Source organism: Pseudoduganella sp. S-14, from assembly GCF_049913285.1.
Classification (GTDB): Bacteria; Pseudomonadota; Gammaproteobacteria; order Burkholderiales; family Burkholderiaceae_D; genus Rugamonas.
In genome coordinates, this window is the sequence record NZ_CP183991.1 from 1603461 (window position 1) to 1615691 (window position 12231).

10 protein-coding genes are annotated in these 12231 nt (G+C 64.0%); 7 read left to right on the forward strand and 3 right to left on the reverse strand.

What is annotated here, in order from left to right:
- Positions 1-4: 4 nt before the first annotated feature.
- Together pilB and ACN9MZ_RS07465 are read right to left on the reverse strand one after the other, a co-directional pair.
- The gene (gene pilB, locus ACN9MZ_RS07460; protein WP_426341566.1) at positions 5-1696 is read right to left on the reverse strand and encodes a type IV-A pilus assembly ATPase PilB; all 1692 of its coding nucleotides are present in this window, start codon (positions 1694-1696) and stop codon (positions 5-7) included.
- Positions 1697-1818: 122 nt separating this feature from the next.
- Positions 1819-3108: an HlyC/CorC family transporter gene (locus ACN9MZ_RS07465; protein ID WP_426341567.1), complete on the reverse strand. Its 1290-nt coding sequence runs from the start codon at positions 3106-3108 to the stop codon at positions 1819-1821.
- Positions 3109-3207: 99 nt separating this feature from the next.
- Here ACN9MZ_RS07465 and ACN9MZ_RS07470 point away from each other — a divergent pair, with 99 nt between their 5' ends.
- Positions 3208-4095: a helix-turn-helix domain-containing protein gene (locus ACN9MZ_RS07470; protein ID WP_426341568.1), complete on the forward strand. Its 888-nt coding sequence runs from the start codon at positions 3208-3210 to the stop codon at positions 4093-4095.
- Positions 4096-4176: 81 nt separating this feature from the next.
- On the forward strand, positions 4177-4665 hold the full coding sequence (locus ACN9MZ_RS07475; RefSeq protein WP_426341569.1) for a NuoB/complex I 20 kDa subunit family protein: 489 nt from the start codon (positions 4177-4179) through the stop codon (positions 4663-4665).
- Here ACN9MZ_RS07475 and uraH read toward each other — a convergent pair.
- Positions 4662-5015: a hydroxyisourate hydrolase gene (uraH, locus tag ACN9MZ_RS07480; protein WP_426341570.1), complete on the reverse strand. Its 354-nt coding sequence runs from the start codon at positions 5013-5015 to the stop codon at positions 4662-4664. The two genes, ACN9MZ_RS07475 and uraH, sit on opposite strands and share 4 nt — an antisense overlap.
- Before the next feature lie 94 nt (positions 5016-5109).
- Between uraH and puuE the strand changes: the two genes are divergently transcribed.
- The 5 genes from puuE (at position 5110) to guaD (ending at position 12222) form a co-directional block, all read left to right on the forward strand.
- Positions 5110-6060, forward strand: a complete 951-nt coding sequence (gene puuE, locus ACN9MZ_RS07485) for an allantoinase PuuE (RefSeq protein ID WP_426341571.1) — start codon at positions 5110-5112, stop codon at positions 6058-6060.
- 78 nt (positions 6061-6138) lie between these two features.
- Positions 6139-7605: a xanthine dehydrogenase small subunit gene (gene xdhA, locus ACN9MZ_RS07490; protein WP_426341572.1), complete on the forward strand. Its 1467-nt coding sequence runs from the start codon at positions 6139-6141 to the stop codon at positions 7603-7605.
- A 24-nt stretch (positions 7606-7629) separates the two neighbouring features.
- The gene (gene xdhB, locus ACN9MZ_RS07495; RefSeq protein WP_426341573.1) at positions 7630-9972 is read left to right on the forward strand and encodes a xanthine dehydrogenase molybdopterin binding subunit; all 2343 of its coding nucleotides are present in this window, start codon (positions 7630-7632) and stop codon (positions 9970-9972) included.
- Between the two features lies 1 nt (position 9973).
- A complete protein-coding gene (xdhC, locus tag ACN9MZ_RS07500; RefSeq protein WP_426341574.1) occupies positions 9974-10906 on the forward strand; it encodes a xanthine dehydrogenase accessory protein XdhC in 933 nt (310 codons plus the stop codon).
- A 2-nt stretch (positions 10907-10908) separates the two neighbouring features.
- On the forward strand, positions 10909-12222 hold the full coding sequence (gene guaD / locus ACN9MZ_RS07505; protein WP_426341575.1) for a guanine deaminase: 1314 nt from the start codon (positions 10909-10911) through the stop codon (positions 12220-12222).
- The last annotated feature ends 9 nt before the right edge of the window (positions 12223-12231 follow it).

Genomic DNA, 12231 nt, shown 5'->3' on the forward strand with positions numbered 1-12231 from the left:
TTTCCTATTCGTTGGTGCAGCCCAGCACTTCTTCCAGGCTGGTCAGTCCGTTCTTGACTTTGACCAGGCCCGATTGACGCAGGGACTTGACGCCTTCTGATTCCGATTGCGCCGCGATCTGCATCGCGTTGCCGTGTGCCAGGATCAATGCTTCGATCGCGGGCGTGATCGGCATGATCTGGTAGATACCGACCCGGCCTTTATAGCCCGAGCCGTTGCAGCGCTCACAGCCCACCGGGCCGTAAGGTTTCCAGCTGCCATCCAGGTCCTCATCCTTGAAGCCCGCTTTCACCAGCAGCTCCGGAGCGATGTCGATCGGCTTCTTGCAAGTGCACAGGCGGCGCGCCAGGCGCTGCGCCGTGATCAGGATGACCGAGGAGGCAATATTGAAGGGCGCGACGCCCATGTTCATCAAACGCGTCAGGGTCGACGGCGCGTCATTGGTGTGCAGGGTGGAGAACACCATGTGGCCGGTCTGCGCGGCCTTGATCGCGATGTCGGCCGTTTCCAGGTCACGGATCTCGCCGACCATGATGATGTCAGGATCCTGGCGCAGGAAGGCTTTCAGCGCCACCGGGAAGGTCAGGCCGGCCCGGTCGTTGACGTTGACCTGGTTGACGCCGGGCAGGTTGATCTCGGCCGGGTCTTCGGCGGTCGAGATATTGATGCCAGGCTTGTTCAGGATGTTCAGGCAGGTGTACAGCGACACCGTCTTGCCCGAGCCGGTCGGGCCGGTCACCAGCACCATGCCGTAAGGACGGTGCACGGCGTCCAGCAGGATTTCCTTCTGGTCCGGATCGTAGCCGAGCGAATCGATGCCCATCTGGGCCTGGGTCGCATCCAGGATACGCATCACGGTCTTTTCGCCGAACAGGGTCGGCAAGGTCGACACGCGCAGGTCGATGGTCTTGGTGGACGACACGATCAGGCGCATGCGGCCGTCCTGCGGCACGCGTTTTTCCGAGATATCGAGCTTGGACAGCACCTTGATGCGCGATACCAGCTTGTCCTTGATCGAGGTCGGCGGCTGCGCGTGTTCGATCAGGTTGCCATCGACCCGGAAGCGGATGCGGTAGAACTTTTCGTAAGGCTCGAAGTGCAAGTCGGACGCGCCCATATTGACCGCATCCATCAGCATCTTGTTCAGGAAACGCACGATCGGCGCGTCCTCCACCTCGGCGTCGGCGCCTGCGCCCTGCGCCTGGGATGCGCTTTCCTCTTCGGCGAACTCGATTTCGGCGTCGTCGCCCGTCATGTCGAGGACGGTCTGGGTCGAGCTCTTGGTCAGGGTTTCAAGCAGCTTGAGCAGCACGTCGTGCTGCACAATGACCGGTTCCACGGTCGATTCGGCCTGGAACTTGATCTGGTCCAGGGCCTGGATATTGGTCGGGTCGGACAGCGCCACCGACATCTTGTTGCCGCGCTTGGCCAGCGGAATCACGCGCTGGGTTGCCATCAGCCGGGTATCGATGGCCTTGGGCGGCAGGATTTCGAGGTTGATGGCGCTCAGGTCGAGCAGCGGGTAGGCAAACGTTTCGGCACAGAAGGCGGCCAGGTCGCGCGCGTTGATGGTACCGCCAGCCAGCAGTACATCAATAAACGTTGACTTTTCGGCAATAGCCTTCTTGTTCAGCGCGTCCGCTTGCGGCGGGGTAAGACGCCCCGCTTGCATCAGGGCCCGGGCCAGTCCCGACATAGGGGAACCAGACGCCGAGGTGGGTTGGACTGCTGCCATAGGAGCGCACTATCAGAATATTAATAAAGAGTGAGTCTCCGGATGATGCCTGTAGGCATCATTTTTGTAAAGGTCCGCACGGTTCACTCTGCCTGGCGGAACTCCGGACGTCGCAATTTCACTACTTTAATGGCCTGGTCTTGTGCTTGCACCACTTCCACGATGCATTCGCCCATTTTGACGGAAATGGGGGCGTCGGGGATATCTTGTAACACTTCCAGCAGCATGCCGTTCAGCGTCTTGGGCCCATCAAGCGGAAAGTTTAAACCCAGACGCTTGTTAATGTCACGTAATGCCGTGCTGCCCTCCAGCAGGCACTCGCCGTGCCCGTCCCAGCCGAAGCTGTCGGCCCGCGCGGCGCTGGGGGTGGACGTGGTGAATTCGCCGATCATTTCCTCGATGATGTCGTCCAGCGTGACCAGGCCCTGCACCTCGCCGTACTCATCGACCACGATGGCCAGGCGCTCCTTGTTCTCCTGGAAGTTCTGCAGGGCGGCGAAGGCTGGCGTGTCCTGCGGGACGAAGAAGGGTTCGGAGAGTAGTTTGCGGAAATGTTCGACCGCCAGTTCGTCTTGTTCGTTCAGCAGGGCGACGGCCTTGCGCACGTGCAGGATGCCGACAATGCGGTTGATCTCGCCGTCATATACCGGCAGCTTGTTGTGGAAACAGGTGGTGAGCTGGGACTTGATGTCGTCCACCGGCATGGCCAGGTCCAGCGCCTCGATGTGGGCGCGCGGGGTCATGATGTCTTCCACCGAGATGGCGTCGAGGTCGAACAGGTTGAGCAGGATGCTCTTGTGCTTTTTCGGGATGAAGCTGCCGTTTTCCAGCAGCACTGAGCGCAACTCGTCCGGCGACAGCTGGCCTTCGTGGATCTGGCCGGTAGGCTTGATGCGGAACAGTCGCAGCAGGGTGTTGACGAACAGGTGCACGAACCACAGCAATGGTTTGGAGACCGACAGCAGCGGGCGCAGCACCAACGAAGCAGGCAGCACGATCTGGTCGGCGTAGCGGGCGCCGACGATCTTGGGCGAAATTTCGGCCAGCACGATCAGGATGAACACCACGATCACGGTCGACAGCAGGATCACGTGCTGCTCCAGCCCGAACTGGGTAATGGCGATGGCCGTGGCGAGGGCAATGGCCATGGCGTTGATCAGGGTGTTGGCGACCAGGACCAGCGACAGCAGTTGTTCGGTGCGTTCAAGCAGCCACAGGGTAGCGATGGCGCGGCGGCTGCCGCGTTTGGCCTGGTGGCGCAGGCGGAAGCGATTGGCCGCCATCAGGGCGGTTTCGGCCATGGCAAAGAAGGCCGAGGCGAGGATCAGGAAGGCGAGGACGGCAAATTGCGCCCACAAGGGAACGGTATCCAAGGGTCGTAATGACGAGTCAATAAGGGGACGATTCTAACATGGCGCCCGCCCCGGCCGCGCCGTCGCCGCGGCCAGCACGCCTGGGCGAAGCCACCTATAATGCTGGCCATGCGTGACGTGGATGCGATTCCGGCGCCGATGCGCCTGGCCGTAGTCCCTCCGCCACAACTGGCGGGGGTGGTGCGCTATTTCCATGTCGAACGGAACAGCCCGGGCGCGGTGCTGGTGCCCGCCTCTCCCTGTCCCATGATTACCTTCTTCATCCGCGGCGGCTCGCGCTTCAGCGGCATGGACGGACGCGAGCGGCTGCAGACCGCCCCCTTTGTCACCGGGCCGATGTCTGCGCATACGCCGGCGGTCTGGGAGCCTGGCACCACCTTCATCAGCGCGGTGATCGACGTGGGCCAGCTGGGCCGCCTGCTTGACGTGCCTCCCGGCGAATTGCGCGACGCCGTGGTGCTGCTGGCCGATGCCGCGCCCGACTGGAGCGGCACCTGCGCGCTGGAGGAGGGGCTGCGCGCCGGCGGCGACAGCGGCGGCTGGGTCGCGCTGATGGCTGATTGGCTGACGCGGCGGCTGGCAGTGCGCGAAGCCGGCTTCAGGCGCGGTACGCAACCATTCACCTTGCCGCCGCTGTTGATGGCCCTGCCTGCCGACGAAATTGCCGCCCGTGTCGGCATCAGCGTGCGCCAGCTGGAGCGTCGCGTGATGGCCAGCTACGGCCAGAGCTTGCGCGATGGCAAGCGCATGCTGCGCTATATCCGTGCCTTGTCGAGCATGATCGCCGCGCCGCCGCGGCACGGCGGCCTGACCCGGCTCGCCGTCGACTGCGGCTATCATGACCAGGCCCATATGGTGCGGGACTTCATCCAGTACACCGGCATGGCGCCCAAGGCGCTGCTGGCAGAGGCTGCCGACGCCAGCGGGACCATGCGCCTGATGCGTTATGACGAGGCTTCGCGCGCCATCGTCACGCGCGGGGACTGACAGCTTCGGCGCATGTCGCCTCCGTACAATATTTTTCCCTCCTTCCCCGGTATCGTGGCGACGCTATGAAAGGGGAATGAAATGGAACTGGAAGCTACGCTGGAGCGCGACGGCTACGTGCTCACTTCGCTGGACGCGCTGATGGAAACGGTCCGCACCAACAGCCTGTGGTACCTGAGCTTCGGCCTGGCCTGCTGTGCTGTGGAGATGATGGAAGCGGCGTCGGCGCGCTATGACATGGACCGTTTCGGCATGTGCCCGCGGCCTTCGCCGCGCCAGGCTGACCTGATGATCGTAGCCGGCACGCTGACCAACAAGATGGCGCGCGCCATGCGCAAGGTGTACGACCAGATGGCCGAACCGCGCTATGTGGTGTCGATGGGGTCCTGCGCCAATGGCGGCGGCTATTACCACTACTCGTATTCCGTGGTGCGCGGCTGCGACCGTATCGTGCCGGTCGACGTCTACGTGCCCGGCTGCCCGCCAACGCCGGAAGCCTTGCTGTATGGCCTGATGCAGCTGCAGCAGAAAGCGCGGCGCGGCGAACGTGCCGTCATGCTGCGCGATTAACTGCCGCGGTAGGTCGAATACGCCCACGGCGACACCACCAGCGGAACGTGGTAGTTCTGCTCCGCATGGGCGATGCCGAAGGCGATCGTCACCTGGTCGATGAAGCGCGGCGCCGGCAAGTCCACGCCGAGCGCCGCGAAATAGTCCCCCGCGCCGAACACCAGCTCATAGCGGCCGGGCTGCATGGTATCGCCCTCCAGCAGCGGCGCGCCGCAGCGGCCATCGGCATTGGTCACATCTTCCTTCAACAGCGTGCGGCCGCTGCCCGCCAGCGCATACAGCGCCACATGCACGCCGGCGGCAGGACGTCCGTTGGCGGTATCGAGGACGTGAGTGCTCAGTTTTCCCATTTTGCATTCCTTATTTTGCTTATCCGGCAGATCATATACCGGTGCCATAACGCCAATATATTATTGCGCATATACCTTTAATCCCGGACCTGTCATGAGCAATTACCCGCGCGACCTCGTCGGCTACGGCCGCAATCCACCCCATCCACAATGGCCGGGCCAGGCCCGTGTGGCCCTGCAATTCGTGCTGAACTACGAAGAGGGCGGCGAGAACTGCGTGCTGCACGGCGACCCGGCCTCGGAGACCTTCCTGTCCGAGATCATCGGCGCGGCCGCTTTCCCGAACCGCCACATGAGCATGGAATCGATCTATGAGTACGGTTCGCGCGCCGGCCTGTGGCGGCTCCTGCGCATGTTTGAGGAGCGCAAGCTGCCGCTGACCATCTTCGGCGTGTCGATGGCGCTGCAGCGCCACCCTGAAGCGGTGGCCGCCTTCCAGGAACTGGGCCATGAGATCGCCTGCCACGGCCTGCGCTGGATCACATACCAGAACATGGATGAAGAGACCGAGCGCGCCCATATGAAGGAAGCGGTGCAGATCATCCAGGAGCTGACCGGCAGCGCCCCGCTGGGCTGGTACACCGGCCGCGATTCGCCCAATACGCGCCGGCTGGTGGTCGAGCACGGCGGCTTCCGCTATGACGCCGACTATTACGGCGACGACCTGCCGTTCTGGCAGGAAGTGGCGCACACCGGTGCAGACGGCAAGCCAGCCGTGACGCCGCAATTGATCGTGCCGTACACCCTGGATACCAACGATATGCGCTTTGCCGCCATGCAAGGCTTTAACAGTGGCACGCAATTCTTCGATTACCTCAAGGACGCATTCGACGTACTCTATAAGGAAGGGGACCCGGATGGCCTGAACCAGCCGAAAATGCTGTCGATCGGCCTGCATTGCCGCCTGGTGGGCCGTCCGGCGCGCGCTGCCGCCCTGGCGCGCTTCCTCGACTATGTGCAAAGCCATGACAAGGTGTGGATCACGCGCCGCATCGACATTGCCGAGCACTGGCACAAGCACCATCCTTATATGCGAAGCGCCTGATATTCAAAATCAGAGATTTCTTATATGGATGGGGTGCGGTAATGTTATCTTGCAAGCTAGGAGACCTGCGAGGACAAGATGTCAGAACCGATCCGCTTTTACTACCGCGGCGCCGTGCATGAAGTACGGGACGCTGCCCCAACGCAGACTGTGCTGCAGCACCTGCGCGAAGACTTGCACTGCACTGGCACCAAGGAAGGCTGCGCCGAAGGCGATTGCGGCGCCTGCACCGTGGTGCTGGGCAGCGTGGTTGACGGCAAGCTGGAACTGAAAGCGGTCAATTCCTGCATCCAGCTCACCCCTACGCTGGACGGCAAGGCCCTGTTCACCGTGGAAGACCTGCAGCAGGCCGGCGGCGCCCTGCATCCGGTGCAGCAGGCGCTGGTCGAATGCCATGGCTCGCAATGCGGCTTCTGTACGCCGGGCTTTGCCATGTCGCTGTGGGGCCTGTACCTGAAAAAAGAAGGCCAATGTGCCTCGCGCAAGGAAATCGACGACTGCCTGTCCGGCAACCTGTGCCGCTGCACCGGCTACCGCCCGATCATCGACGCTGCCCAGCGCATGGTCGAACTGCCGAAAGTCGAATTCGACGCGGCAAGCTTGGCGGAGCAGCTCGAAGCACTCAAGCGCGATTCGCTGGCTGTCTATAGCGCACATGGCCAGACTTTCCTGGCCCCGCGCACCCTCGATGAGCTGATCCAGCTGCGTGCGGCCAATCCGTCCGCCGTACTGCTGGCCGGCTCCACCGACGTCGGCCTGTGGGTTACCAAGCAGATGCGCGACCTCGGCGACATCATTTACCTCGGCCACGTCGATGCACTGAAGATGCTGCAAGTGGGCGAGGGTTCCATCGAAATCGGCGCCGGCGTTTCGCTGGAAGACGCCTACAACGCCCTGTGCCAGCACTACCCGAACGAACTGGGCGAGCTGCGCCAGCGCTTTGCCTCCCTGCCGATCCGCAATGCGGGCACCCTGGGCGGCAACGTCGCCAATGGCTCGCCGATTGGCGATTCCATGCCGTGGCTGATCGCCCTCGGTGCGCAAGTGCTGCTGTGCGGCGCGGCCGGCGAGCGCGTGCTGGCGCTGGAAGACTTCTACCTCGATTACATGAAGAAGGACTTGCAGCCTGGCGAATTCGTGCAGGCAGTACGCGTACCGCTGCCGCGCGAGGACGTGCGCTTCCGCACGTACAAGCTGGCCAAGCGCTTCGACCAGGACATTTCCGCCGTTTGCGCGGCCTTCGCCTTGCGCATGGACGGCGAGGCGGTTGCGGAGGCGCGCATCGCCTTTGGCGGCATGGCCGCCACCCCTAGGCGGGCGGCGCAGGCGGAGGCGGCGCTGAACGGGCGCGCCTGGAACGAGGCCGCGCTCGCAGACGCCATGTCCGCACTGGCGCGCGACTATGCGCCTTTGAGCGATATGCGTGCCAGCAGTGAATACCGGATGAAGACCGCGCAGAACCTGCTGCGCCGCTTCTGGCTTGAGACGCGCAACGATGCGCCGCTGGCGGCCGATGCCGTCAACGCCTTCGCTGTCAGTGCGTAATGGGGAAAGAATGAAGGAGCCAGCATGAACCATCCCGTCACTCCTGAACTGAAGGCCGCCACCTGGACCGGCGTCGGCATTCCGCGCAAGCATGAATCGGCTGAGCTGCATGTGCTTGGCCAGGCGACCTATACCGACGATATTCCCGAAGTTCGCGGTACTCTGCATGCGGCGCTCGGCCTGTCGTCCAAGGCCCATGCCCGCATTACTTCGCTGGACCTGGACGCCGTGCGCGCCGCACCTGGCGTGGTCGCGGTGTACACCGTCTCCGACATCCCGGGCACCAATGACTGCGGTCCGATCATCCACGACGACCCGATCCTGGCCGATGGCCTGGTGCAGTATGTCGGCCAGCCGATCTTCATCGTGGTCGCCGACTCGCATGCCAACGCCCGCCGTGCCGCCAAGCGCGGCGTGGTCGGCTACGAAGAGCTGCCGGCCATCCTGACGCCGCAGCAGGCCAAGTCTGCCGCCTCCTACGTGCTGCCGCCAATGAAGCTGCTGCGCGGCGATGCGCAGGCTGCGTTCGAAAAGGCGCCACACACGGTCAAGGGCCAGCTGTACGTCGGCGGCCAGGAACAGTTCTACCTTGAAGGCCAGATCGCCTATGCCATCCCGAAAGAGGGCAAGGCCATGCTGGTGCAATGCTCGACCCAGCACCCGAGCGAGATGCAGCACGTGGTGGCGCATGCGCTGGGCCTGCATTCGCACCATGTGACGGTGGAATGCCGCCGCATGGGAGGCGGATTTGGCGGCAAGGAATCGCAGTCCGCACTGTGGGCTGCCGCGGCGGCGATCGCGGCGACTCGCAGCGGCAAGCCGGTCAAGCTGCGCGCCGACCGCGATGACGACATGATGGTCACCGGCAAGCGCCACTGCTTCTACTACGAGTACGAAGTGGGCTACGACGACACGGGCCGCATCGTGGCTGCCAGGGTCGACATGACTTCGCGCGCAGGCTACTCGGCCGACCTGTCGGGGCCTGTTGCAACGCGCGCCGTCTGCCACTTCGACAATACCTACTACCTGTCGGACGTTGAAATCCACGCCGCCTGCGGCAAGACCAACACCCAGTCGAACACCGCTTTCCGCGGCTTCGGCGGCCCGCAGGGCGCCATCGCCATCGAATACGTGATCGACGAAATTGCGCGCAATCTGGGACAGGACCCGCTGGATATCCGCCGCCTCAACTTCTACGGCAAGACCGAGCGCAACGAAACGCCTTATGGCCAGGTGATCGTCGATAACGTCATCCACGAGCTGGTGGCGGAGCTGGAGCAAAGCAGCGAATACCGCGCACGACGCGCCGCGGTGGCTGCGTACAACGCAAGCAGCCCGGTGCTGAAGCGCGGCCTGGCGCTGACGCCGGTCAAGTTCGGCATCGCCTTCAACGTCACCCACCTGAACCAGGCGGGTGCGCTGGTGCACGTCTATGTCGACGGCTCGGTGCTGGTCAACCATGGCGGGACCGAGATGGGGCAGGGCATCAATACCAAGGTGCTGCAGGTCGTAGCGCACGAACTGGGCCTCGACCTGGAACGCGTGCGCATCACGGCAACCGATACGAGCAAGGTGGCGAATACTTCGGCCACGGCGGCGTCCACCGGCGCGGACCTGAACGGCAAGGCGGCGCAGGATGCGGCGCGCCAGATCCGCGAGCGGCTGGCGTCGTTTGCCGCGAAAACGCTGGGCGGCGAGGCGGCCGATGTGCGCTTCTTCGCCAACGAAATCCATGTGAACGGCCAGAGCGTGCCGTTCGAAGCGCTGGTGCAGAAGGCTTACCTGGCCCGCGTGCAGCTCTGGTCCGACGGCTACTATGCGACGCCGAACCTGCACTGGGACCCGAAAACCATGAACGGCCACCCGTTTTCCTACTACGCTTACGGCGCCGCCGTGTCGGAAGTGGTGGTCGACACGCTGACTGGCGAGTGGAAGCTGCTGCGCGCCGACGCGCTGTACGATGCCGGCCAGTCGCTGAACCCGGCTATCGATATCGGCCAGGTGGAAGGCGCCTTCATCCAGGGCATGGGCTGGCTGACTACCGAGCAGCTGTGGTGGAACGGTGCCGGCAAGCTGATGACGCATGCGCCGTCCACTTACAAGATTCCCGGCATTTCCGATTGCCCGGAAGACTTCCGCGTCAATCTGTTCCAGAACCGCAATGTGGAGGATTCGATCCATCGCTCGAAAGCGGTGGGCGAACCGCCGCTTCTGCTGCCGTTCTCGGTATTCTTTGCCATCCGCGATGCGATTTCCGCAGTCGGCGGGCATCGCGTCAATCCTCCGCTGAACGCCCCTGCGACCAGCGAAGAAATCCTGCGCGCCATCGCGGCGGTCGAAGGCGAATCTACTTCTGCGGCAGGCTGAAATGGCTGACTGGTTGACGCCAGCCGGGGAACCGGCGGTACTCGTCACGGTCGCGCGCGCCGAAGGCTCGGTGCCGCGCGAGGCGGGAACGCACATGCTCGTCACCGCGAGCGGGCAGTTCGACACCATCGGCGGCGGCCACCTGGAACACAAGGCCTTCGCCATCGCCCGCGAAATGATCGCCGCCCACTGCGCCGGACGCGCAGTGGCGCCACAGCTGGAGCGCTTCCCGCTTGGCCCAAGCCTGGGCCAATGCTGCGGCGGCGTGGTCTGGCTGTTCTTCGAGACGGTCAGTGGCGGCCTGGCAGAGGCCATGGCGCAGCTGCGCCAGCGCCGCCGCCAGGACAGCTGCCGCATCAGCGCCATCGATGGCGAAGCGGAATGCCGGCTGGTGGACGAGCAGCACAAGGAAACGCATATCCACACCGATGCCGGCGGCCGCCGCTGGCTGGTCGATCCGGTCAAGCCGCCGCGCGCGCACCTGGTCTTGTTCGGCGCCGGCCACGTTGGCGCCGCTATCGTGCGCGCACTGGCCGAGCTGCCATGCAGCGTGACCTGGGTCGACGAGCGCGACGCCATGTTCCCGGCCGAAGTGCCAGGCAACGTCACGATCGAGGCCACCGACACGCCGGAAGCCTGCGTCGACGAGGCGCCCGACCATGCCAGCTACCTGGTGCTGACCCACAGCCACGCACTGGACTTGCAACTGAGCGAGGCGATCCTGCGCCGCCCCAGGGTCGGCTGGTTCGGCCTGATCGGCTCCAAGACCAAGCGCGCCCAGTTCACCTCGCGCCTCGAGGCGAAGGGCCTGAGTACGCAAAACATGGTATGCCCTATCGGCCTACCGGGTATCATCGACAAGGCGCCGGCGGTGATTGCCGCCTCGGTCGCCGCCCAATTACTGATGGTCTGGGAATCCCAGGCGAAAGACTAGCAATGAGCAAAACCACCAGCGTGCAAGCCTACCGAGCAGGCTTGCTGCATTTTCACGCCGATCCGGCCTTCATCGAACGCGCCCACGCCTGGCATGAGGACGGCCTGCTGATCGTAGCCGATGGCAAGGTACAGGCTGCGGGCGATTACGCCACGCTGGCGGCAACCCTGCCGCCCGGCACCGAAGTGAAGGACTGCCGCGGCAAGATCATCATGCCCGGTTTCATCGACAGCCACGTGCACTACCCGCAGACCGACATGATCGCCTCGCCGGCGCCGGGCCTGCTGCCATGGCTCGAGCAATACACCTTCCCCACCGAGCGCCAGTTCGAAGACCCGGCGCATGGCGCCCAGGTGGCCGAGTTCTTCCTCGATGAGTTGCTGCGCAATGGCACCACGACCGCCATGGTCTACGGCACCGTGCACCCGCAATCGGTGGACGCCTTCTTCACCGCCAGCGAAAAGCGCGAGCTGCGCATGATCGCCGGCAAAGTCATGATGGACCGCCATTGCCCGGACTTCCTGTGCGACACCGCCGAACGCGGCGCCGAGGAAAGTGAAGCCCTTATCCAGCGCTGGCACAAGAAGGGACGCTCGCTTTACGCCATCACGCCGCGCTTCGCCCCGACGTCCACGGAAACCCAGCTGCAACTGGCAGGCGAGCTGGCGCAGAAGTACCCCGACACCTTCCTGCAAACCCACGTCTCGGAGAACAAGGAAGAATGCGCCTGGGTCAAGACCCTTTTCCCGCAGGCGCGCAGCTATCTCGACGTGTACGACCGCTACGGCATGATGCGCCCGCGCGCTGTCTACGGTCACTGCATCTGGCTGGACGAAACCGATCGCGCACGCATGGCGGAAGCGAAGGCCGCAGCCGCCGTATGCCCGACCTCCAACCTGTTCCTCGGCTCAGGCCTGTTCGACTTCGAGCAGGCCGACAAGGCGGGCATGCTGCTGTCGCTGGCCACCGACGTCGGCGCGGGCACCTCGTTCAGCATGTTGCAAACGATGAATGAAGCCTATAAAGTAGCGCGCTTGAAGGGCAGCTACCTGCCTGCCATGCGCATGTTCTACCTGGCGACGCTGGGCGCCGCGCGCAGCCTGCACCTGGAAGACACGATCGGCAGTTTTGCCGCCGGACGCGAAGCGGACTTTATCGTGCTCGACCCGCAAGCCACGCCGCTGCTGGCACGCCGCAGCGCCAACACCGACAGCCTGGAAGAACAGCTGTTCGCCCTGGCGCTGCTGGGGGATGACCGCGCCGTAGCGGCGACCTATTCGGGCGGCCGCCTGGTGCATGCGCGCGGGCAGGGCTGACCGCCTCCA